The organism is Bacillus sp. FSL R9-9410 (assembly GCF_038050385.1).
Classification (GTDB): Bacteria; Bacillota; Bacilli; order Bacillales; family Bacillaceae_G; genus Bacillus_A; species Bacillus_A cereus_U.
Genome location: NZ_JBBOTV010000001.1, coordinates 873,863 through 896,807, shown reverse-complemented (window position 1 = coordinate 896,807; position 22,945 = coordinate 873,863). Strand labels below are relative to the sequence as shown.

Below are 22,945 nucleotides of genomic sequence, written 5' to 3'. Positions count from 1 at the left end.
TTTAACGTAAAGGGGGTTTCTTTTCGTTCATTTTTTCGTAATCTATACTACTTTTTTAGTGTTTAAAATATATTTCCAAAAAACTGAAGGGAGATTCGAGTAACCTGTATATGAAGAAAATTACAAGAAGAAATTTTTTGAAATCTGGAATACGCACTTGTCTATATTCATTTATAACCGCCAGTATCGGCTATTATTATGCTAAATATATAGAGCCCTATTTGCTTTCTGTTACGCAACATACACTTAAATCACAGCTCATACCAAAAGGTTTTCATGGTATGAAGATTCTTCAATTTAGCGATTTACATCTAGGATACTATTTCTCTCTCCAACATTTATCTCAAATCGTTTCCAAAATTAATGCTGAAAAGCCAGATATTGTCCTTTTTACTGGTGATCTCATTGATAATTACCAAACATATACCGAGGCTCCTTTTGTTGCATCCATTTTAAAGAATATACAGGCACCCTTCGGTAAATTTTCTATTTATGGTAACCACGACCATGGTGGATATGGAACTGAATACTATGACCACATTATGCGCGAATCTGGATTTGAACTTTTGCACAATAGCGAAAAGCGAATTCGTTTACTGGATAATAGTGAAATTTCTATTTTCGGGCTCGATGATATGCTACTAGGTAAACCAAAAATAGCGGAAACTTTACAGCATGCAAAACAACATATTTATACCATTGTTCTCGTTCACGAACCAGATATCGCGCCACAAATCGCTACCTATCCAATCAATCTTCAACTTTCTGGTCATAGCCATGGCGGACAAGTACAAATTCCTTTTTTAGGTGCTATTATTACCCCGTCGCTTGCAAAAGAATATATTGAAGGTTTCTATAACATTCAAGGTTTGACTCTTTATGTCAATCGAGGTATTGGAAGAACACGTATCCCATTCCGCTTTATGTCAAAACCTGAAATTACACTCTTTATCCTACAACATTCGTAACGATTCGCCTATTTTTTCACATATCCTTTCTTGTACGCGCTCATCCACACTTGGTCCACCATATGATAAAAATGAGTCCAGTAAAGGAGGTTTGTTCATGTATCCATATTATCAACCGATCCCAGTTCGTTCAGCACCTATTGGCCCAGCAGGCGACTCACGCTTCTTACCATTTTTCGGTGTTCCATTTCTAGCTGGAATTGCTGGAGGGTTACTCGGTGGAGCATTAGCTTTCGGCCCTAGACCGTTTTATCCGCCATATCCACCGCCTTTCCCACCACCAGCACCCTTTCCTTGTTACGGAGGGCCTTGTCAACAACCATACTATTATTAATTTAAAACAACGATTCTTCTAATGTTTTTCTATCAACGAACCGATTTATCACACGCCTATAATAAAAAACTATTCTCTCTACTCATTCTTCCATTTATGGAACATATGAGTAGATAAAAAATAAAAACCCCTTAATTTCGATTAAGAGGTTTTTACTTTTTATCTACTATTCAGCGTCTGTATTTTGATACGCCATCTTAAATAAATTCACTTGGCTATCAATTTCTTCTATACTACTATTAATTATATAATAATAGTCACCATCTTTATTTTGTTCACGTGTTTTCACATTATCAGCTAAAATTAGCTGTAAAATTGCCTTTATTCTCGCTTTCATTTCAATATCTAAAATTGGGAAGGATATTTCTACTCGTTTTTCCATATTTCGCGTCATCAAATCAGCTGAAGATAAATATATTTTTTCATCTCCATTATGATGGAAATAATAAATACGGCTATGTTCTAAATATCTTCCCACAACACTAACTACACGAATATTTTCACTTACATTTGGAATACCAGGTCTTAAACAACATGTCCCTCTAACGATGAGCTCTACCCTTACCCCAGCTTGCGATGCTTCATACATTTTTTTTATTAACGGTTTATCTGTTAACGAATTCATCTTAGCGATAATATATCCATTTCCATATTGTCTATGGTAACGAATTTCCTCATCTATTAACTCCATAAACTGCTCTCTTATATCAAACGGGGCAACAGATAAATGATGAAAATGCGGTTTTTTTGTATAACCACTCAAGTAATTAAAGAAATTTGTTGCATCTACACCAAAGTCTTTTCGCGATGTAATATATCCAAAATCGGTATACAACTTCGCTGTTGCATCATTATAATTTCCGGTTCCAAGATGTACAAACCTTTCAATTTTTCCATTTCTTCTTCTTACAACTAACGTAATTTTACTATGCGTTTTCAAGTGACTTACTCCGTAAATAACGTGACATCCGGCCTGTTCCAATTCTTTAGCCCAATTAACATTATTCTCTTCATCAAACCTCGCCTTTAACTCCACCAATACCGTCACTTGTTTTCCTTTTTCAGCTGCTACCTTCAACGCCTGAATTATTGGAGAATCTCCACTTACACGATATAATGTTTGTTTGATCGCAAGTACATTCGAGTCATCTGCCGCATCACGGACAAAATCAACGACTGGCTGAAACGACTCAAAAGGATGGTGTAATAAAATATCATGTTCTATCGCTTTTTCAAATACATCTTCCTCATCACCTAAATCTTGAGGAGGTTGAGGAATAAGAGCCGGATATACAAGATGTTCATATAAAGGCGCTAATTTTTTATATAAGGAGAATAAACATGTTAAATCTAACGGTCCATCCATCATGTACACATCTTCATCTTTTACTTCCAACACCTCATACAATAACGCTAGCACTCTTTCATCAATGTGTTCTTTACCAACTTCTAAACGGACGGCAGCTCCCCACTTACGCTTTTTCAATTCTTTTTCAATTACTTTTAATAAATCGCGTGCACCTTCTTCATGGATTGTTAAATCCGCATTACGTGTAATACGGAAACGAGTAACAGGTGATACGTTATATCCTGTGAATAATTTATGGGTAAAACCACTAATTACATCTTCTAATAAAATAAATTTATGTTTTTGCCCTTCACTCGGTAAAAATATGAAACGCTCCAGTAAAGAAGGCACTTGGACAATTCCTAACTTCGTACGATTTTCTTCCTCTGCCTGCTTCTCATCGTATAAAATAGTAGCTAAATTCAAGCTTTTATTTAATAACATAGGAAATGGACGATACGCATCAATAGCTACAGGAGTTAACACTGGAAAGATTTGTTCATCAAAATACTCTTCGATAAATCCCCTCTGCTCTTTCGTCAAATCATGGAATGTTAGACGTTCAATTCCCTCTAGTTCAAGCGCTGGCAATACGTAACCTTTAAACGTATCATACTGTACAGTCATTAGGTCATGAGCTTTTATCGCAATCTTATTTAACTGTTTCTTCGGTGTTAAACCTGCTTTATTTTCTGGCTGATTAAATCCAGCACTTACTTGATCTTTCAAACCTGCTACGCGCACCATAAAAAATTCATCTAAATTTGAACTGAAAATACTAATAAACTTTAATCTTTCTAAAAGTGGATTATTTTCATCTTGCGCTTCTTGTAGTACACGTTCATTAAAAGCTAACCAGCTCAACTCGCGGTTATTATAATACGCTGTATCATTTAAATTTACTAAATTCCCCTTTAGCAATTCCATTCTCTTCACACTTCCCTTTGAAACTTTTTCACTATAATTTAGTTACTTTTATTTTATCAAATTATAATATTCCAAAGTGTTAATTTTTCGTAAAGACATCCGTACAACTTAACATTCTGATTCGAATAATAAGTTAATATTCGTTTTCAATACTCTTTCTAGCTGCTTTTTTTGTTTTTCAGCTTGCACTTTTTCCGCTAATGCCGATTGCTCACATACAATTCTAAATGTTAATCCTTCTTTACTTTCTGTTATAAATATCGTTTCAACAAGCGCTCTTTGTCTCACATTTAAAGCGGCTGAAAATTGCAAAACAGCTCCTAATAACCGGATTTTTTTTTGTTCACTTTTATCAAACCATCCTTCAAACGGGGCTAAATGTTGTTTAAATAACATTTTTGATTTGTATGAAGCAATAAGTGCTAATCTAACTCGATCTTTATGCATCATGCCATCAATTGTTTTATTCGCTAGTAAATAAAACGTATGTAAGCGGCTCGCTTCTTCATCAATGTACTTCCCTATATTAAATACTTTCGCCGCTTGATGGAATATTCCCCAGTCTTTTTCCGACATAGAAATAAGTCCTACTCCTTCAAGTTGTTTACAAATCAATGTTCCTTGTTTAATAAGTTGAACTACAAATTCCATATCCATTTCGTATTCATATGATAATAAATATAAACTTTCTTCTACTACGTTCGGATAGTACGAAATCCCCAAATCTTTCGCTAATTCTTCATAAAAAACACCTTCTCTTAATCCTTTTTTACTCAATATAAATGCCGGTGCCTCTATAACGTTAACAAGCATATGAAAGACTTCGACTGCTGGAATAATTGTATCTGCTCGATCTTTTGCTAACCCCTCCATCTTTTGAAGCTCTATGAACGACAATTCTTTTAATTCCTCTTTTACATGTTTAATATCTTCTTCTTTCATTTTGTATAAATGTAATCCAGCTATAGGATAACAAATTAAATTTTGATGGATTTTCACCATATTCCTCGCACTCCCCCCAATTGCGATAAGGGGTAATTCTTTATCGATTAACCATGGTAGCGTTCGAAATTGATACCATAAATAGTTTTTTATTTCCTCTAACTCTTCTGTAGTAGGAATATCACCTTGAATAAATTGTTGCTTTAAAGAAAGTGCTCCAAAAGGAAAGCTATGATATTCTAAAATTTCTCTATTTCGAAAGTATGTAACTTCTGTACTCCCCCCACCAATATCAACTGTAATTCCTTCTGAAAATGAAGTGGAATTCATAACTGCTAAATAACCGTAACGTGCTTCTTCATATTCTGATAAAACTCTAAGAGTAAAATCTGTTTGCCCTTCAACAAGTTTTTTAATTTCATCTTGATTCTCAGCCTGTCTAATTGTTGCCGTTGCAACGCAAAGTACATGATGTAACTTATGGAATCGTGTACTTTCTTGAAATTGAAATAATGTTTGTAATAATACTTCTATTCCTTCTTCACTTAATACACCATTTACTAAATAATTTCTTAACCTAGCGACCACTTTCGTATTTTCAATCTCTTTATAAAAACCCCCGCTTTGTTTTTCATAAATAACTAAACGCATTGTATTAGAACCAATGTCTATAATGGCATATTGTAGTTTTAATATTTCTTTCAAACTTCTCACTCTTTCATTATCAAATTTCTGAAACATATTCTATCACTATTATACAAAATAGTTGTTTTTTATAACAATATTGCTTTAATATTGAAAATATATACAATTACTTTTTGCATATAATAAAAACCCATTTTATTTATGCTATAATAAGGAAAACTTGAAAGGAGATTCAATATGAAACCTTCACAACCCCAATCTCAATTACATAATCAACATTCTATTAATAGACTAGCTCAATCTATTTTCGTTGTGAATCGTCATGCTAAAGCTGCAACTAACCCTAAGTACTTATATTGGTTAAAAAAGACTGCTTTAGAACGCTTAATTACTGAAAAAAAGGCTATCAAAGAAGGATTACATTTTTCTAGAAATCCACGTTTTAGTCAACAACAATCCGATGTTCTTATACGTTTAGGTGATTATTTTTTCCATATCCCTCCTACGAAAGATGATTTTCGCACCCTACCGCATCTTGGTCACCTTGAATCCTCCTATCGAAATCCGAAAACAACCTTATCTTTAACAATAGCAAAAAAAACACTTCAAGATTATATTGGTCCTGAAGCATTAAAACAAGAAAAAAAATTAAGCGAAGCAGTTCCATGGTATAGCCGTACCTATACAAAAAAATAAAACAGTTTGGCCCATATTAGGCCAAACTGTTTTATTTTTTATCTTCCTTAATTTTAATATTCGCTTGTTTATAGAATGCAACTTTTTCTGTATTATATGATTTCGTATATTCATTAAACTTATCTTTTTCTGTCTCAATATCTTTATATGCTTGGTTTACTAACTTTACTTTCTCGCTAATATCTTTTAATTTTGTACCTTTATCTTGTAGCATTGTATATAATTCTTTTTCTTGCTTTAAAGATTTATTATAGCTATCGTACATCTTTTGGAATGAATCATGTCGTTTCTCATAAGTACTCTTTACTTTATCCGCCTGGTCTTTTAATTTATTATCTTCAATTTTCTTCACATGCTTATCAGCTGACTTCACTTCTTCTTGCGCTTTATTTAACGCCTCTTTTTCTTTAATAAGAACTTTTTCTCGTTCAGCTGTATTTTTCACCGCTTGATCAAGCTTATCCTTAACAGCCTGATTATTATCTTTTCCTTCTTGGACAATTTGATTATATAATACTTGCCCCTCTTTCTCTAATGACTCTAATTTTTTCGCATCTTCAAACATTGTTTTTTCTTGCTTGGCAGCATTTTCAAATGCAACATATAGCTCCTCTTCTGGTTTTGGGCCGAAACAACCAGCTAGTAAAGTCATTGATAATGCAGTTACAATTGCTAATTTATTATATTTCAACATCTTTTCCTCCTATTAATAAACGACCATCGTGCCAAAAATCCCATGAAAAACATGTAACTTCTTTATCTATTTCACGCTCGCATCTTTTTTACGAAGATCATCAATAATTATTTATACTGCTTGTACAATTTTCGTACTTGAAATTATGTAATGTCTTAAAACATAAAGGTATTTACCTTAATCTTACCTATTGCAAGAAACACTATAATGTTTCACCTGATAAAAGATGTTCGTTGACCTCTCACGTCTATCATTCCCTTTCTCACTTTCTATCAAATAACCTCTTTGTCCATTTTACATAGTGCAAAGGTGACCTCGCAACTCTTACAAAGATTCTTTTAATTTCTTAAAAAGGAAAAGTGTAGAGCATGCTTTCCTCTACACTTTTAAAATGAAACGCATTGTGCAAAATGCATTGACACATCCACAGACAATTATATGCTGATTTCATATATTTTTAAAGACTTTTGTTACAAAAAAAAGTTTTCTTGTAACAAAAGACAAAAAAATGTTACAAAAAATTCTTTATATCATACTTCTTCAAATCAAAGTTTCATTCATGACTTTGCAAGTTTCTATAATTATACAATTGATTTTGTGCCTTTCTAAACAAGTCTTCAAAAGTTTTCCCTCCTATCGGATAACTTGCAGCCCCAAATAATAGTGTGACACTTAATAAATCATTCGCTATTTCATTTTGAATATTTTTGATTAATCGATTTGTTATTGTTGACTTTTCATAGTCATTATCAATCGCTACAATAACATACTTATTTTCATCCCATTTAGTAACGACATCACCTTTTCGAATTGTCTTTACAATGGTATGTTCCAATTTTTGCACTAACACTTCAAACCTTTTTTCTTGCACTGTGTCTTTTAATCCTTCCCATTCTTTTACAGAAAGAATGTACACTGTAATATTACGAGAATCTCGTTCCGATAAAGCAGCTACTTTTCCAAAAAAATCAACAACAAAATCGTTGCTTGCCATTCCTCCTACTTCCGTATTCATACGCCCACTCTCTCTTTTATCATACCAATGTCCAAAATAGCAGCTTAGTATCATTTGCAATATATAAATAATAAAGACGGTATAAAATGAACGCGAATCCAGTTTTGTAATTACGTCCTGCAGCGCAATCCATTCTGTAACTGCCACTGTATTCCCAAGTAGTAATCCACTTATTTTCCCCTTATATTTCATACTTTCCCTCCCTTCTATACTAATATATGCTTCTATAACAATAATGTTTTTCTACAAAATAAAAAATGTACACATTCCATGTACATTTCTACTTAAGCTCGTATACCTTTTCTATTTTATTTCATATATATACTATATATCGTTTTTAGAAAGGAGTGACCTATATGCCTCAAAAAGAAAATCTATCAGATATTATGCGCTTACTAGCTGGCTTTTTATTATCATTAAAATTACTATTTAACTCTTTCGGAGTAAACTTCATTACAAACGATCAAATTGACGCTCTAGTAAATATTATTTCATTTCTATTCATTCTATATTTTGGATACAAAAATAACTATGTTGGAAAAAAAGGAGTGGAACAAAAGAAATTACTCAAGAAGCACAATCTTCATTAAAGAAGGAACCTTTCGCACAGGTTCCTTCTTATCATTTTCTGACAACCACTTCATTTGTTTGTAGCGGTCCATATGATACTCCTTTATATTGAAATGTATATGTAGCCTGAAATAATGAATTGGGAGGAGCTTTATCTTTATTCGCTTTTATTTGACAAATTAATTCTACCCTTTCATTCGGCGATAGATTATCGATTCGCCACCTTACAAGCTGAAATAAAAACTCACTTATTCCCTTATCTGCTTTTAAAGAGTTTGGGATATACGCGAAATAATCACGAATCATATGACTTACAACTACTCGCGAAATCATTTCAACACCTTTATTTTCAACTTCAAGTCGAATAATTAATATGTCATTAACATCATAGATCATCTCATATGAAAATTTCTCTTTATACATACTACGGATTTGCAATGTGACTGCTACATTAGATGCTTCCGTATCCTTTTTAGAACCATCAATCCACAAAACCGGCTGTAACGGTATAAAATACCTTCCTTGATCCGAAATTCGTTTCCATATTTTCATAATATATTCACCTCATTCCAGATGTATCATCTATACAACTTTATTCTGCCTCTCGATGCAATAAACTACACTACGCAAAAATATTGAGCTTGTTACAAACCATTTTAAATTTTTCTTTTCCTTTTATCCTATTCGACAATATAAAGAAAAAACCATTTTTAATAGGTTGACACAGGTTATTCTTTAATTAAATATTTTTTTACAATTTCCTTCCGTAACTACATAAAAAAATAAATTCTTACTCTCTCTTTTCGTCAATATATTAAAGTGAAACTTTAATCAGTGGGGGGGGTCCATCCTCCACTGATTATTTGCCTTCACCAATCGGGATAAAATACTTTGGCTTAAGAAAACATTTACCTTTTAGTCAAATTTGACTATAATATAATTTATGATTTCCATCCTTTATATCATGTCAATGCAATTTTTTATAAATGAAGAGGGAACGATACAAACTGTACATAAAGTTTGTACGCATTGCACTAAAAAACTTAAGTTAGTTTAATTTTCATTAAAGGAGGGCTATATTTGGAAGCACAACTTTCAAAAAAAGATTCAAGTAAAACAAAATTTGTTGTTGCTGGTTTACTACTTGGTATTCTAATGGCAGCAATGGATAACACAATCGTCGCAACTGCGATGGCAACGATTGTGGGAGACTTAGGAGGGTTCGACAAATTCGTTTGGGTCACATCTGCCTACATGGTAGCAACAATGGCCGGAATGCCTATATTCGGTAAGCTTTCTGATATGTACGGGCGGAAACGTTTTTATATTGGCGGACTAATTCTTTTCTTATTCGGTTCTGCACTTTGCGGGACAGCATCAAGTATTGAACAACTAAGTATTTATAGAGCCATTCAAGGAATTGGTGGCGGAGCTCTTATGCCTATCGCATTTACAATTATGTATGATATATTCCCGCCTGAAAAACGCGGAAAAATGACCGGACTATTTGGTGCTGTTTTCGGAACATCTAGTGTTTTCGGACCTTTATTAGGTGCTTACATTACAGATTATATAAGTTGGCACTGGGTCTTCTATATTAATATTCCATTAGGACTTATTTCCTTCTTCTTCATTACTAAATACTATAACGAGTCTCTAGAATGTAGAAAACAAAAAATTGACTGGGCTGGTGCCATTACACTTGTCATTAGTATCATTTGCTTAATGTTTGCCCTAGAACTTGGTGGTAAGGAATATGCATGGAACTCTAATGTGATTATTGGTTTATTTTCAACTGTTATTATTATGCTTCTTATTTTCTTCTTCGTAGAAAGAAACGCAACCGAGCCTATTATTTCTTTCCATTTATTTAAAAAACCTTTATTTGCAGCTAGCCAAGGTGTTGCCTTTTTCTATGGCGCAGCTTTTATCATCTGTACAGTTTATATTCCAATCTTCGTTCAAGGTGTTCTCGGTGGTTCAGCCTCAAATGCTGGATTAATTTTGACACCTATGATGGTAGGATCTGTAATTGGAAGCCAAACTGGTGGACAGTTAGCTTCACGAACAAGTTATCGTAACATCATGATAGTATCTGGAGTTTTCTTCGTTCTTGGTATTTATTTACTAAGTACTTTAACAATGGAAACACCTCGTACACTCGTAACAATGTTTATGGTACTTGCTGGACTTGGAGTTGGATTCTCCTTCTCAGTTTTAAGTATGGCATCTATTCACAAACTAGAAATGAGAGATCGCGGTTCTGCTACATCAACAAATTCATTCTTCCGTTCACTCGGTATGACTCTTGGTGTAACGATTTTCGGTACAATTCAAAATCATGTTTTCACTGATAAATTAAAAGCAGTCTTCCCTCCTGAACTAGCAAAAATGGCTCCTAAAGGTGGAGACACAAGCTTTTTATTATCACCAAATGCTACTGAAAAGCTACCTCCTGAAGTACTGAGCGGCATTAAGGAGGCTCTTGCAACATCTATTGCTAATACGTTCTTCTGGGCACTTATTCCGGCCGTACTAAGTATTATTTGTATTTTACTTATGGGAAATGAGCGCCTCTTCACAGGACCAAAAACGAAACAAAAACAAAAGAAAGTAAGTTAGTATAGAAAAAAGAAACGGCATATCCCTTTATGAAAAAGGATATGCCGTTTATAATATGAATAAAGTTTCTATATACAGGAGTTGAGACAGCATGAGTATGAAATTAGTCATTCTCGGCTTGCTACTCGAAGGAGATAAACATCCATATGAAGTGCAGCACATTATGAAAGAACGACACATGGATTGTTATATTAAATACGCAAAAGGATCACTGTACTACGCCTTCGAGCAATTAGAAAAGCAAGGCGCAATTCGCATTACAACTATTGTTCGAGATACGAATAGGCCAGATAAAACAATCTTTCATATAACAGAAGAAGGTAAACGGCTATTTCACACGTTACTATTAAAACAGTTCGAAGCAAAAAACCAAATATATAAACCGATCTATTCAGCACTCTCTTTTGCTCATTTTGGTGATGATCGAGAGTTAGTTCCTATTTTAGAAAAAAAGAAAAATGATACCGTTCAATATTTACATAAAATGCAAACTATATACGATTGTAGCAAAGGGAACATTCCACGTGCACAACTATACATTTTACAAAGTGTTATTGAGCATATTACCGTTGAATTACAATGGTTAAACACCCTCCTTACAGATGCAGTGGCAGGACGTCTTTCAGAAATTGATATTGATGAAGGTTAAGTTTCCGAAGAAGATAGCCCTCTTCTTTGGAAACTTAACCACAATTCATTTCAATTCTCAAACCTTTTCTCCGCTTGTAATAATTAGAATATTAAAATAATAATTAATAAAAAACTTTAGAATTTTCTCATTTTAAAACAGTGGACAAAATTCAAAAAATTGTGTTAGAATTTGTTTCAATATCATATCGCTTGTTAAATTCCTTTCAAAAGGAAAATAGGTACACGGAAATTTCGTTTCGTGTTTAAAAGGGAAGCTTGGTGAAACTCCAACACGGTCCCGCCACTGTAAATGCTGAGATTTCTTTTTGGTGCCACTGTGAAAACGGGAAGGTGAAAGAAATTATATAAAGCATAAGTCAGGAGACCTGCCTGTTTTAACAACACTGATAGACTCACGGATGATGATGAGGTGTTAAAAACAAAAAGGAAGGCTTATTTTTCTATGCCTTTATGCTTTTTGTTATAGGTATTTCCGAGTAAACGGAAATGCTTACTTTCAATTAGGGAGGAATTTAAAATGGCAATTCAAACAAGTAACTTAGGTTATCCACGTATCGGACTACAACGAGAGTGGAAAAAAACATTGGAAGCTTTTTGGTCCAATAAAATTGATGAAGAACAATTTTTAGCGACAATGAAAGAAATTCGCCTTCAACACGTCAAAGTACAGCAAGAAAAAGGAATTGAATTAATTCCAGTTGGCGATTTTACATATTATGACCACGTTCTGGATACGGCCTACATGTTAGGATTCATCCCGTCACGTTTTTCAGAGTTTACCTCTTACCTTGATGTATATTTTGCAATGGCACGTGGCTCTAAAGATCATGTTGCTTCTGAAATGACAAAATGGTTTAACACAAACTATCATTACATTGTTCCTGAATATGAAGAAGGATTACAAATCTCTTTAAAAGACAATCGTCCTCTTCGTTTATATGAAGAAGCGAAAAAAGAGTTAGGTGTTGATGGAAAACCAGTTATTTTAGGACCTTATACATTCCTAAAACTAGCAAAAGGTTATAACGAAGAGCAATTTGCCACTATTTTAAAAGAGCTAGTTGCACCTTATGTACAATTATTCTCTGAATTACACGCAGCTGGAGCACAAATTATTCAAGTTGACGAACCAATCTTCGCATCTTTAACAAAAGATGAAATTAATCAAGCGAAAGAACTTTACGAAGCTATTCATAAAGAAGTTCCGAATGCTAATCTTCTTCTACAAACATATTTTGATAGTGTAGAAGAGAACTATGAAGAAATCATTACATTCCCTGTTTCTGGTATTGGATTAGACTTTGTTCATGGCAAAGAAGGTAATGTAAATGCTATTTCAAAATATGGATTCCCAGCTGATAAAATTTTAGCTATCGGTTGTATAGATGGCCGTAACATTTGGAGAGCTGATCTTGATGATGTACTTTCTTTATTTACAACATTACAAAATCAAATCAAAGCAAAAGGTTTAATTGTTCAACCTTCTTGTAGCTTATTGCATACTCCAATTGATAAAACGGGAGAAACGCAATTAGCAACTGAATTATTTGATGCACTTGCATTTGCTAATCAAAAATTAGAAGAACTAGTCCTTATCCATTCTGCTCTTACTAAAGGTGTAGAAAGCATACGTAGCGATTTGACAACATATCGTAATGCACATCATGCAATCCGCTCATCAGCTGCACGTAATCGTGAAGATGTAAAAGTGGCACGTACATCACTTAAAGAAGATGATTTCTCACGTCCTCTTCCATTTGAAAAACGCTATGAACTACAGCAAGTAGCTTTACAATTACCGTTGTTACCAACAACAACTATCGGTAGCTTCCCGCAAACATCTGAAGTTCGTCAAACACGTAAACAGTGGCGTAACGGCGATATTACAAATGAACAATATAATCAATTCATTGAAAAAGAAACTGCAAAGTGGATTCGTTACCAAGAAGATATCGGTCTTGATGTACTAGTACATGGTGAATTCGAAAGAACTGACATGGTGGAATATTTTGGAGAAAGACTTGCTGGTTTCTCCTTTACTAAAAACGGATGGGTACAATCATACGGTTCCCGCTGCGTAAAACCACCTGTTATTTATGGGGATGTTGCCTTTATAAGTGGAATGACTATTAAAGAAACTGTATATGCACAAAGCTTAACCGAGAAAGTAGTAAAAGGTATGCTCACTGGACCTGTCACTATTTTAAATTGGTCATTCGTTCGAAATGATATTTCAAGAAAAGAAGTTTCATATCAAATTGCATTAGCACTTCGTCATGAAATTGAATTACTTGAATCTTCTGGAATTAGAGTAATCCAAGTCGATGAGCCTGCACTTCGTGAAGGTATGCCGTTAAAAGAAAAAGATTGGGATGCATACATTACATGGGCAGTTCAATCCTTCCTTTTAGCAACATCTTCTGTAGAAAATGAAACACAAATTCATACTCATATGTGTTACAGTAACTTCGAAGATATTGTAGATGCAATTCGTGCGTTAGATGCAGATGTTATTTCTATCGAAACATCAAGAAGTCATGGAGAATTTATTAATACATTAAAACATACAACATATGAAAAAGGAATTGGTCTAGGTGTATATGATATCCATAGCCCACGTGTCCCAAGTAAAGATGAAATGTTCGCAATCTTAGAACAATCTTTACAAGTATGTGATCCTAAATATTTCTGGATTAATCCAGACTGTGGTTTAAAAACACGAAGAACTGAGGAAGTTATACCTGCTTTAGAGCACATGGTTCAGGCAGCAAAAGACGCTCGTTCTCTCCTAAAAACAAACGCATAATAAAAAACGTGTTATCCTCCAAAAAGGATAACACGTTTTTTTATTCTACACTCTCAAAATAGAAGTCGTATTGTACTTTATACAATTCATCGTCTGTTGGCTCTTCAAGAGGAGTTGCCTGCAAGACTATCATATATTCCCCGTTCGGAATAGGAATATGAAATTTATTAGAAAGAATACTTGTTATATATACTTCTTCATTCTTCACTGTGAAAGGAACTGATATCGTTCTAACCACTTCTTCTTTCTCAATATGATTTCCGTAAGTAACTTCTACTTCACAAGTATAGTCAGAGATTGCTTCAAAAATAATAGCTCCATCCACCTCAGCATAGCCTCTTTCAAAATCTTCAGGAGTCCAATCTACATAAGGCTGCTGACCATCATAATTCATTATCATTAATTGCGAATATGAAATTGTTAATTCCATAACTACCCCTCTCCTCCACTATGAAATGTATGCCAATTACTATTTCACTTCAAATTTCACACGCGTACCATCTGGATATTTGTCTAGCTTATTCCCTACCCAAGAACCTGCACCGCGGTTATCTGCTGGACTTATATATTCAATATGGGCTCCTTTTCCGCCTTCCTTACACATCGCCATCGGCCATTCATCACGATCATAACCTTTCTTCGTCGGATATGGCGCTAACGATAATTTCCTTCTATCCGCTGCACCATTACGATCAATTGTGCACATTTCTGAATGCCCTTCTTTTATAGCATCCGTTATATGTTTCCCGGTCTCTGGATATCGTTCTTTCGGGAACTCTAGAATTTGATCATACGTAGTTGTTTTTTTAGTACTTGTCTCCTCTGGCACAAATACTTCATATACCGCTACCAAAAGAGAAAGAATTGCAATAATTGAAATGATAATACCTTTAAATTGCTTCATGTGTACCTCCGTGTTCCTACCAATTTCTTTTCCTCAGTTATTATAACAAACTTCTTCTAGGTATGTTTTCAGACATTATTTTAGCTCTTCCTCTCCATTTCGCCAAAAACATTCATTTTTCCTCATCTTTTCACTAATGCTGTAGAAAACTAATAACCTTCCGACATTCTTTTTCAAAGGAAGTCCTCATAAAAGATTGAAATGATATATACGATACTTTTTGGGGAGGAACTATCATGGAAGCTATTTATAAAACGAAAGATGTTACAAATAAAACAGGTATCCCAAAACATATAGTCCGAAAATATAGCCAACTCTTAGAGGAACACGGTTATATCATTTCCAAAACAGCTGATGCTCGTATTTATAAATTGGATGATTTAAAACTATTGAAATCTATACATGAAAGAGCTGCTACATTACAAGAAGACATTTCAGAAACAATACCTATTATTTTAAAAGAAAGAGAGGCCCCACCTGTACCTGTTATTCAAGATAAACAAGAGATACAACCGAAAGAAGATGGACGTAACTTTGAGGAGTTCATGTTAAAACTTGAAATGCTTGCTCAATTAAATGAAGCAATTATTCATCAAAACTCTACTCTCATTACACAGAATCGTTTAAAAGACGAGAAATTAGATGAACTAATGCAACAAGTTTATGTAAAAGAAGGCTCTCAAGAAAAAATGTTACAAGAGCTAGTTGTTCACGCCGCTCAAACAGATGCACTCCAAAAAGAAAAGATGGACTTATTAATGAATCATATGTATAAGCGAGAATCCAAACAAGAAGAAAAAATGAATAAACTTGTCAATCAAATTTACAATAAAGATAGCAACCGCGATGCACAACTTATGCAAGTTATTCGCGAAATTCAAGAAACAAAAAAATTAGTCGCCGCCTCAAAAGAGCAAAGCTTCTTTCAATCATTTAAAAGTTTATTCGTTCGAACAAAACAAGATAAAATAAATGAATGAAATTTCGTATATTTTTCTAATGCAAGATAAAATAAAAAGTTACCTTCTACCGGTAACTTTTATTCCTTATATCGTACAGCTGGCAATATAATAATAGCTTCAGTTCCTTTTCCGCTTTCACTTTTATATTCCAATGTACCATTATGCGCTTGTAAAATACTAAATGTTACCATAAGACCTAATCCTGTTCCTTTTTCTTTTAAAGAATAATACGGTTGTCCCAGCCTTGCTAACTGTTCTTTTGTCATTCCAACACCACTATCTTTAACTCTTATTATTATCATTTCATCTTTTTGAATAGCTGTTACTTTTAAATACCCTTTGTTTCCTTGAATTGCTTCAATACCGTTTTTAACAACATTCATAATAGCTTGCTTCAATTTCGCCTTATCGCCGATAGTATAAAGGCTCTCAGAAATCTCAACTTGCAAATAAACGCCCTGCATCGCTGCAAATGATGACATAAGAGTTGTCATTTCAATTAATTGTGCTGATAAACAAATATGTTCTTTTTTTTCAATTTGAGGCCTTGCTAAATTTAAATAATCTGAAATAATCTGTTCAGCACGATCCAGTTCAGCTAATACGAGACGCATATAATCTTTGTTTTTTACGTCTTCCGTACTCTCTAGCAATTGAATAAACCCTCGTACAACAGTGAGAGGGTTTCGAACTTCATGTGCAACACTTGCAGCTAACTCACTTATAATATTAAGTTTTTCTGATTTTTGCATTTCTGTACGCAATAATGCATTTTCATTTAAATACTCAGTCAAATACACTTGAAATACCATTGTCATAACCATAATAAGTGATGCAAATATATACCCACTATATAGATTAGATATGTACGGTGTAAAACCTGTTTCTAAAAGGACATTCAACATTCCGACTACTAATGAAACAAGAACATAAAATGATGCAATCATAAAAGCTAATATTAGCTTCTTATCTCTTGAAAAAAGAGACCATTTCTTTGACAAAAACAATGGAATTATCGAAAGAAATATAACTTCTACGATAGGCAACCAACTGAGCCCCTTAAAAATCCATTCATATGCAACAAAAATAATGGCAGGGATGAGCCCAACAATCCCACCATATAAAAAACCACTAACAATTGGGATTGGATGGAAATTGTATCCGCAAACGGTACCAAAACAAATAGAGTATGTCATGGAGAGAACGAGTGTAACGCTAGATAAAAACATAATAAAGTAGCGATTAGGCTTCGGAAGCATTTCTTGATAACGATTTAAACGAATCGCTTCATATAAAAATAGTGGTAAAATAATGATGGCAATTTGGATCATTAAATCACGAATCAGCTCCATAGCCTCTCATCCCCTATATGTATTTTGATATGATTATATCATTTTATAAGTCTATTTGTTTTAAAATTTTGATTTTTCTTAACATTTTTGTTAATTATTTGTTAACAACTAATAATAAATGTTACAAATTTTCGAAATGATTGTAAACCCTGTACCAAATTTCCTTCATGCAGTATACAATGAATACGGATTACAAAGAAAATAAAAAACACTTCACTAGACGGACAACTATTGCAAAATACAGCATATAATCCATACTATCTATGTTTACAAATAAGTGATCATTACTTTAGTAGGAGGAAGATAAATATGGCGGGTACTACGCTTGTTTTAAAAGTGGAAAATTTGGTTGTGCTTGAAAACGTTGAAAAATCAGTATACGAAGAATTGCAACATAAAGCAGGGGACGAAGATTGTACATGTGCTGTAAATGAATCCGTTGTCCATCTTGGCAGAGTATCTTCCGTACTTTGGAACGAAGATGAAATAGATTGGGAATACGGTTATTAAAAAGTCGCTTGCAGCGGCTTTTTTTGTGTTTATGCTTAAACAAATGGAGTGAAACTTTAATTAACTCACACAGCTTATACTCTTATAGACATTTGAATCCTCACATAATTTCTTACTTCCACTGAATTTTAAGATACGATTCTTATCTTTCACAAATAGCGGGGGAAATTTTATAAACAAAGCGTAATAGTTAAAAATATGATAAAATGAACTTAATTTTCAAACGGAAGAAAGGGAGATACAATGGAACAATTCATTAATCCTAGAGTGAAGGACATCCAAATTTCTGGAATCCGTCAGTTCTCTAATATGATTCAAAACTATGATAATCTTATCTCTTTAACAATTGGGCAACCCGATTTCCCTACACCTTCTCTAGTAAAAGAAGCAGCTAAACGGGCCATTACAGAAAATTATACAAGCTATACACATAACGCTGGTTTACTAGAATTACGCGAAGCAGCTTGTAACTTTGTAAAGGATCGCTACGATTTACATTATTCACTTGAAAACGAAACCATTGTTACAATCGGCGCTAGTGAAGCGATTGATGTTGCATTTCGAACTATTTTAGAACCAGGAACGGAAGTAATTTTACCTGCTCCTATTTATCCTGGTTACGAGCCGATTATTCGACTATGCGGTGCAACGCCTATTTTTATAGATGTTCGTGAAACTGGATTTCGTTTAACAGCTGAGGCATTGCAAAATGCAATTACAGAACGAACAAGATGCGTCGTTTTGCCGTATCCTTCTAATCCAACTGGTGTTACCCTATCCAAAGAAGAATTAAAAGATATTGTATCTGTCTTAAAAGATAAAAATATTTTCGTTCTTTCTGATGAAATTTATAGCGAACTAGTATATGAAGGGCAACACACATCTATTGCTCAATTCCCAGAAATGCGTGAGAAGACTATTGTCATTAATGGCTTAGCCAAATCACATTCTATGACAGGATGGCGTATTGGATTTTTATTTGCTCCTAATTATTTGGCAAAGCATATTTTAAAAGTTCATCAATACAATGTGACATGCGCTAATTCAATCGCCCAACATGCTGCAATTGAAGCGTTAACAGCTGCTAAAGATGCACCTAAGATGATGCGTCATCAATATAAAAAGCGCCGTGATTACGTATATAATAGACTCATTCAAATGGACTTAACAGTCGAGAAGCCAACGGGTGCATTTTATTTATTCCCATATGTCGGAAACTTAACATCTTCATCATTTGATTTTGCACTTGATCTTGTAAAAGAAGCTGGGCTGGCCGTCGTTCCTGGAACGGCATTTTCTGAATATGGTGAAGGCTACCTTCGCCTTTCCTATGCTTATAGTATGGAAACTTTAAAAGAAGGCTGCGATCGTTTAGAAGCCTTTCTAAAGCAAAAAGCTAAGAGTTAAACTCTTAGCTTTTTTTACGCATAATGATCACAAGTTTGGCGCTTCAATAATTTATGCGGAATAATAATGCATTTTGAAGTAGACTCAGAATGCTCTACCTTATCAACTAAAGCTTTTGCCGCTTCATACCCTAATTGATAAATATTCACATCAACTGTTGAAAGCGGTGGACTAGCAATTTCTGATAATAAAGCATTGTTAAAACTTACAATAGAAACATCTTTCGGTACAACAAATCCTTTTTTAGAAAGCGCACTTAACACGCCAAGTCCAATTAAATCATCCGTTGCCATAATTGCCGTCGGTGGTTGCTTTAATCCCATTAATTCCTCAACAGCCTGTTGACCACTCTCTCTTGAAAAATCAAAGTGTAAAATATACTCTTTCGGTAATATAATATCTGCTAGTTTCAAAGCATCACTCATCCCCGCCAAACGATCTCTCGTTACAAGTAAATCTGATCCACCGCCGATGAACGCGATTTGTTTATGGCCTAATGAAATCAAATATTCGGCTACTTCTCTTGCTGCTGTATAATTGTCATTATCTACATATGTAATTTCATCTTTTCGATCATATGGTTTTCCAATTAATACAAACGGGAAATTTTGATTATGCAAATACTGAATAATCCGGTCATTTTCTCTTGAATATAAAAGAATAATTCCACCAATTTGCCGCCCTTGTACCATCTTTACAACACCATTAAAAATTTCTTCTTCCGTTTCACCTGTCGACATATAAAGCGCATACCCTTCCATATGTGCAAATGAGCTAATTCCTCTTATAACTTCTGGAAAGAATGGGTTTTGAAAAGCTTTACTTGCTGAGCTCGGCATAACGAGCCCAAGTGTTTTCGTTGTTTGATTTGCAAGGTTTCTTGCATTTAAATTTGGGTGATAGCCTAGTTCACTCATCACTTTTCGAACACGGCGCTTTGTCTTTTCACTTATACTTGGATTATCAGCAATTACACGGGAAACTGTCGATGGTGCAACATTTGCCTTCTTCGCCACATCTTTAATTGTAACTGTCATAAAAATCCCCCCTCTCACTTCTCTGCCATATTTCATATATTGTTATCCCGCTATTTGCCGGGCAGTAAGACCCCCACTGATTAAAGTTTCACTTTATCTTGCAACCGGTGCAAGTAATAGGAGAAGTCGTAAACTTTCATCTCTTTGTTTTATCTTGCAAAAATCATCTTATTCTCCCTCTCCATGTATTGTAAGGGATATAGCTCTTTTTTCCTATACTATAATATACTATTTATTTCACATTTTTTCACATTTAATGTCAAATCTCTTTTCATCTCCCTACAAATCCTTTTATAGAGAGATGAAAAGAGAAATGGGACGTAATGTCCCATTTTCATCCTTTCGTACCACCAGCTGTTAAACCAGAAATGAAGTATTTTTGTAATGATAGGAATAAAATCGAAATTGGTATTGCAATTAATACTGAACCTGCTGCAAACGTCGTAAATTCATTACCAAATTTCTTCGCTACCATTTCATATAATCCAACTGCTAAAGTGTAATTTTCCGGCGTGCGTAAAATAATACTTGCTAAAATGAAATCTGTAAATGGACCGATGAAAGTGAATAATGCTACAACCGCTACGATTGGCTTTGCAAGCGGCATAATGATTTGCCAAAAAATACGGAAATGCCCTGCTCCATCCATGCGGGCTGACTCATCCAACTCTTTCGGAATCGTATCAAAATACCCTTTCATAAGCCAAGTATTCATTGGAATTGCTCCGCCCACATAAATTAAAATTAATGCAAGATGTGTATCAATTAATCCTGTTAACTGCGCTAATACGTATAGTGCGATTAACGCTGCAAAGTTCGGAATCATTTGTAGAATTAAAAATGTTAATAAACCATTTTTTCTTCCGACAAAACGATATCTCGAAAATGCATAAGCAGTAAAGCTAATTGCTAACACAGAAAAAATCATCGTCATAACACTAACTTTTAACGTATTTTTATACCAAAGTAAGTAATTACTTGAATCAAGATCAAGTAGCTTACGATAATGATCTAACGTAGCATTTTTCGGAATAATGCTAGAACCAGACAAACTATCTCCTGGATTAAACGATGAACCAATAATCCATAGTAATGGATAGAAAATAATCGCACACATTATGAAGATAACCAAATAACTTAATGAAAGACGTAACATCTTTTGTCGTTTAATATTCATTTACATCATATCCTCTTCTTGGAATGATTTTGTTCTCTTAAATTGCCATAACGCAACTGTAATAACGATTAACGATAAAATCATTGTAAGAGCTGCTGCTTTTCCGTACTGCGCTGAAGTCATCGTTAACTTATAAATCCATGAAATTAAAATATCCGTTCCACCTGCATCTTGCCCCGCTACAGCAGGACCTCCGCCGTTAAATAGATAAATGATACTAAAGTTATTAAAGTTAAACGTATATTGTGTAATTAAAATTGGTGCTGTTGCGTATAAAACAAGTGGCAATGTAATTTTGCGGAACTGTTGCCAAGCAGTTGCTCCATCTACTGTAGCAGCTTCATATAATTCTCCTGGAATCGATTGCAATATACCTGTTGTCATTGCAAAAACGAATGGGAAACCGAGCCACGTTTGGATCATAATTAAAGCAATCTTCGCCCAAAACGGATCTGTCATCCAAGCAATCTTTTCAATCCCGAATAAAGCTAATACTTGATTATTAATTGCTCCAAATGTTTCATTAAACATACCCGAAAAGACAAGAATAGATACGAATGCTGGAACAGCCCACGGTAAAATGAAGATTGTTCGAATAATTGCCTTACCTTTAATACCAGGCTGATTTACGATAATCGCTAAGAAAATACCAAGTGCAACTTGTAATGTTGTTGCAACAAATGTCCAAATGACAGTCCAAGAAAATACACTTAAAAATGTCTCTCTCCACATTGGTAATGTGAAAATATCAATAAAGTTTTTAAAGCCCACCCAATCTACTAATTTAGCTGGAGGAGAGTGATATAAGTCATAGTTCGTAAATCCAATTAAGATTACAAAAATGATTGGAAATACAACTACAAAGATAAGTAATAGAAATCCTGGTGAAACCATTAGATATGGAAAACCTTGATCTAATAAGTTACGGTATTGCTCTTTTACTGAGTTTAATGGTGTTCCTATATCACGTTTCTTCCCATTTTGGTATGCATCATATAAGTTAAATCCATATATTCCAAGTCCGAACACTATGACGATAAGTGCCAAAATCCCTTCTACTAATAGAAAGACAGAATGGTCGCGTGGAACTTCTGTACCGAGCGTTACAATTCCCCATAATCCAATATTTAACAAATCAGCGAATGCTACAATAAATGAACCTGTTAATACTAGAAGAATAAGACCTTTTACATATTGTTTATTATATATTTGGCCCATGCCTGGAATAATAGATAACATGGTCGCCATTTTCCTATGTTTCGAACCGTTCATATCTTTCATTGGTTCCATAGATGTTTGCATGTTCCTTCCCCCTTTTTTCTTCCTACTTGGAAGGGAGAGAATTCGTGCCTCTCATATTAGAGGCACGAATTTCACC

21 protein-coding genes and 1 riboswitch are annotated in these 22,945 nt (G+C 34.2%); of the genes, 10 read left to right on the top strand and 11 right to left on the bottom strand.

Features of this window, described 5'->3' with window-relative positions; all coding sequences use genetic code 11:
* The first annotated feature begins 110 nt into the window (after positions 1 to 110).
* Entirely contained in the window at positions 111 to 968 is an 858-nt protein-coding gene (locus MKX77_RS04970; RefSeq protein WP_341305969.1) for a metallophosphoesterase, read from the top strand.
* Between the two features lie 97 nt (positions 969 to 1,065).
* Entirely contained in the window at positions 1,066 to 1,302 is a 237-nt protein-coding gene (locus tag MKX77_RS04965; protein WP_002199486.1) for a hypothetical protein, read from the top strand.
* A 166-nt stretch (positions 1,303 to 1,468) separates the two neighbouring features.
* On the opposite strand, the gene MKX77_RS04960 is transcribed toward MKX77_RS04965, so the two are convergent.
* Positions 1,469 to 3,577: a polyphosphate kinase gene (locus tag MKX77_RS04960; RefSeq protein ID WP_215554030.1), complete on the bottom strand. Its 2,109-nt coding sequence runs from the start codon at positions 3,575 to 3,577 to the stop codon at positions 1,469 to 1,471.
* 108 nt (positions 3,578 to 3,685) lie between these two features.
* Positions 3,686 to 5,260 (bottom strand): Ppx/GppA family phosphatase, encoded by a 1,575-nt coding sequence (locus MKX77_RS04955; RefSeq protein WP_341305968.1) that lies wholly within the window; start codon positions 5,258 to 5,260, stop codon positions 3,686 to 3,688.
* A gap of 141 nt (positions 5,261 to 5,401) precedes the next feature.
* Here MKX77_RS04955 and MKX77_RS04950 point away from each other — a divergent pair, with 141 nt between their 5' ends.
* Positions 5,402 to 5,860 (top strand): YkyB family protein, encoded by a 459-nt coding sequence (locus MKX77_RS04950; protein WP_002066920.1) that lies wholly within the window; start codon positions 5,402 to 5,404, stop codon positions 5,858 to 5,860.
* A gap of 31 nt (positions 5,861 to 5,891) precedes the next feature.
* Here MKX77_RS04950 and MKX77_RS04945 read toward each other — a convergent pair whose 3' ends face one another.
* Entirely contained in the window at positions 5,892 to 6,554 is a 663-nt protein-coding gene (locus MKX77_RS04945) for a YkyA family protein (protein WP_002066948.1), read from the bottom strand.
* A gap of 553 nt (positions 6,555 to 7,107) precedes the next feature.
* Entirely contained in the window at positions 7,108 to 7,761 is a 654-nt protein-coding gene (locus tag MKX77_RS04940; RefSeq protein WP_341305967.1) for a diguanylate cyclase domain-containing protein, read from the bottom strand.
* Positions 7,762 to 7,925: 164 nt separating this feature from the next.
* Here MKX77_RS04940 and MKX77_RS04935 point away from each other — a divergent pair, with 164 nt between their 5' ends.
* Positions 7,926 to 8,159, top strand: coding sequence for a phage holin (locus MKX77_RS04935; protein ID WP_341305966.1), 234 nt, complete (start codon positions 7,926 to 7,928; stop codon positions 8,157 to 8,159).
* Positions 8,160 to 8,190: 31 nt separating this feature from the next.
* Here MKX77_RS04935 and MKX77_RS04930 read toward each other — a convergent pair whose 3' ends face one another.
* Positions 8,191 to 8,691, bottom strand: a complete 501-nt coding sequence (locus tag MKX77_RS04930; protein ID WP_341305965.1) for a hypothetical protein — start codon at positions 8,689 to 8,691, stop codon at positions 8,191 to 8,193.
* Between the two features lie 528 nt (positions 8,692 to 9,219).
* Here MKX77_RS04930 and MKX77_RS04925 point away from each other — a divergent pair.
* The 3 genes from MKX77_RS04925 to metE all read left to right on the top strand — a co-directional run bounded on the left by MKX77_RS04925 (position 9,220) and on the right by metE (position 14,218).
* Positions 9,220 to 10,761, top strand: a complete 1,542-nt coding sequence (locus tag MKX77_RS04925) for an MDR family MFS transporter (RefSeq protein ID WP_341305964.1) — start codon at positions 9,220 to 9,222, stop codon at positions 10,759 to 10,761.
* 91 nt (positions 10,762 to 10,852) lie between these two features.
* Entirely contained in the window at positions 10,853 to 11,410 is a 558-nt protein-coding gene (locus tag MKX77_RS04920) for a PadR family transcriptional regulator (RefSeq protein ID WP_002160661.1), read from the top strand.
* A gap of 201 nt (positions 11,411 to 11,611) precedes the next feature.
* A riboswitch (cobalamin riboswitch) is annotated at positions 11,612 to 11,799 on the top strand.
* Positions 11,800 to 11,929: 130 nt separating this feature from the next.
* Positions 11,930 to 14,218, top strand: a complete 2,289-nt coding sequence (gene metE / locus MKX77_RS04915) for a 5-methyltetrahydropteroyltriglutamate--homocysteine S-methyltransferase (RefSeq protein WP_341305963.1) — start codon at positions 11,930 to 11,932, stop codon at positions 14,216 to 14,218.
* A gap of 40 nt (positions 14,219 to 14,258) precedes the next feature.
* On the opposite strand, the gene comJ is transcribed toward metE, so the two are convergent.
* Positions 14,259 to 14,648: a competence protein ComJ gene (gene comJ, locus MKX77_RS04910; protein WP_341305962.1), complete on the bottom strand. Its 390-nt coding sequence runs from the start codon at positions 14,646 to 14,648 to the stop codon at positions 14,259 to 14,261.
* 39 nt (positions 14,649 to 14,687) lie between these two features.
* Entirely contained in the window at positions 14,688 to 15,122 is a 435-nt protein-coding gene (gene nucA / locus MKX77_RS04905) for a DNA-entry nuclease (RefSeq protein WP_193644952.1), read from the bottom strand.
* A 236-nt stretch (positions 15,123 to 15,358) separates the two neighbouring features.
* Between nucA and MKX77_RS04900 the strand changes: the two genes are divergently transcribed.
* Entirely contained in the window at positions 15,359 to 16,102 is a 744-nt protein-coding gene (locus MKX77_RS04900; protein WP_215554038.1) for a DUF3967 domain-containing protein, read from the top strand.
* A 59-nt stretch (positions 16,103 to 16,161) separates the two neighbouring features.
* Here MKX77_RS04900 and MKX77_RS04895 read toward each other — a convergent pair whose 3' ends face one another.
* Positions 16,162 to 17,436 (bottom strand): sensor histidine kinase, encoded by a 1,275-nt coding sequence (locus MKX77_RS04895; protein ID WP_215554039.1) that lies wholly within the window; start codon positions 17,434 to 17,436, stop codon positions 16,162 to 16,164.
* Positions 17,437 to 17,745: 309 nt separating this feature from the next.
* Between MKX77_RS04895 and MKX77_RS04890 the strand changes: the two genes are divergently transcribed.
* A complete protein-coding gene (locus MKX77_RS04890) occupies positions 17,746 to 17,946 on the top strand; it encodes a hypothetical protein (RefSeq protein ID WP_341307931.1) in 201 nt (66 codons plus the stop codon).
* 243 nt (positions 17,947 to 18,189) lie between these two features.
* Entirely contained in the window at positions 18,190 to 19,353 is a 1,164-nt protein-coding gene (locus tag MKX77_RS04885; protein WP_215554040.1) for an aminotransferase A, read from the top strand.
* A 14-nt stretch (positions 19,354 to 19,367) separates the two neighbouring features.
* On the opposite strand, the gene malR is transcribed toward MKX77_RS04885, so the two are convergent.
* The 3 genes from malR to malC all read right to left on the bottom strand — a co-directional run bounded on the left by malR (position 19,368) and on the right by malC (position 22,869).
* The gene (gene malR / locus MKX77_RS04880; protein WP_215554041.1) at positions 19,368 to 20,390 is read right to left on the bottom strand and encodes a maltose operon transcriptional repressor MalR; all 1,023 of its coding nucleotides are present in this window, start codon (positions 20,388 to 20,390) and stop codon (positions 19,368 to 19,370) included.
* Positions 20,391 to 20,724: 334 nt separating this feature from the next.
* Positions 20,725 to 21,567, bottom strand: a complete 843-nt coding sequence (malD, locus tag MKX77_RS04875) for a maltosaccharide ABC transporter permease MalD (RefSeq protein ID WP_002088365.1) — start codon at positions 21,565 to 21,567, stop codon at positions 20,725 to 20,727.
* Positions 21,568 to 22,869 (bottom strand): maltosaccharide ABC transporter permease MalC, encoded by a 1,302-nt coding sequence (gene malC / locus MKX77_RS04870; RefSeq protein WP_002160655.1) that lies wholly within the window; start codon positions 22,867 to 22,869, stop codon positions 21,568 to 21,570.
* Between the last annotated feature and the right edge of the window lie 76 nt (positions 22,870 to 22,945).

What these genes read in the sequence shown, in the direction of transcription:
- MKX77_RS04890 (WP_341307931.1), top strand. Translation starts at nt 17,746, where the DNA reads ATGGCGGGTACTACGCTTGTTTTAAAAGTGGAAAATTTGGTTGTGCTT.
- MKX77_RS04970 (WP_341305969.1), top strand. Translation starts at nt 111, where the DNA reads ATGAAGAAAATTACAAGAAGAAATTTTTTGAAATCTGGAATACGCACT.
- MKX77_RS04895 (WP_215554039.1), bottom strand. Translation starts at nt 17,436, where the DNA reads ATGGAGCTGATTCGTGATTTAATGATCCAAATTGCCATCATTATTTTA.
- MKX77_RS04930 (WP_341305965.1), bottom strand. Translation starts at nt 8,691, where the DNA reads ATGAAAATATGGAAACGAATTTCGGATCAAGGAAGGTATTTTATACCG.
- MKX77_RS04955 (WP_341305968.1), bottom strand. Translation starts at nt 5,260, where the DNA reads ATGTTTCAGAAATTTGATAATGAAAGAGTGAGAAGTTTGAAAGAAATA.
- MKX77_RS04960 (WP_215554030.1), bottom strand. Translation starts at nt 3,577, where the DNA reads ATGGAATTGCTAAAGGGGAATTTAGTAAATTTAAATGATACAGCGTAT.
- MKX77_RS04945 (WP_002066948.1), bottom strand. Translation starts at nt 6,554, where the DNA reads ATGTTGAAATATAATAAATTAGCAATTGTAACTGCATTATCAATGACT.
- MKX77_RS04920 (WP_002160661.1), top strand. Translation starts at nt 10,853, where the DNA reads ATGAGTATGAAATTAGTCATTCTCGGCTTGCTACTCGAAGGAGATAAA.
- nucA (WP_193644952.1), bottom strand. Translation starts at nt 15,122, where the DNA reads ATGAAGCAATTTAAAGGTATTATCATTTCAATTATTGCAATTCTTTCT.
- MKX77_RS04965 (WP_002199486.1), top strand. Translation starts at nt 1,066, where the DNA reads ATGTATCCATATTATCAACCGATCCCAGTTCGTTCAGCACCTATTGGC.
- MKX77_RS04885 (WP_215554040.1), top strand. Translation starts at nt 18,190, where the DNA reads ATGGAACAATTCATTAATCCTAGAGTGAAGGACATCCAAATTTCTGGA.
- malC (WP_002160655.1), bottom strand. Translation starts at nt 22,869, where the DNA reads ATGCAAACATCTATGGAACCAATGAAAGATATGAACGGTTCGAAACAT.
- MKX77_RS04950 (WP_002066920.1), top strand. Translation starts at nt 5,402, where the DNA reads ATGAAACCTTCACAACCCCAATCTCAATTACATAATCAACATTCTATT.
- malD (WP_002088365.1), bottom strand. Translation starts at nt 21,567, where the DNA reads ATGAATATTAAACGACAAAAGATGTTACGTCTTTCATTAAGTTATTTG.
- comJ (WP_341305962.1), bottom strand. Translation starts at nt 14,648, where the DNA reads ATGGAATTAACAATTTCATATTCGCAATTAATGATAATGAATTATGAT.
- metE (WP_341305963.1), top strand. Translation starts at nt 11,930, where the DNA reads ATGGCAATTCAAACAAGTAACTTAGGTTATCCACGTATCGGACTACAA.
- MKX77_RS04940 (WP_341305967.1), bottom strand. Translation starts at nt 7,761, where the DNA reads ATGAAATATAAGGGGAAAATAAGTGGATTACTACTTGGGAATACAGTG.
- MKX77_RS04935 (WP_341305966.1), top strand. Translation starts at nt 7,926, where the DNA reads ATGCCTCAAAAAGAAAATCTATCAGATATTATGCGCTTACTAGCTGGC.
- malR (WP_215554041.1), bottom strand. Translation starts at nt 20,390, where the DNA reads ATGACAGTTACAATTAAAGATGTGGCGAAGAAGGCAAATGTTGCACCA.
- MKX77_RS04900 (WP_215554038.1), top strand. Translation starts at nt 15,359, where the DNA reads ATGGAAGCTATTTATAAAACGAAAGATGTTACAAATAAAACAGGTATC.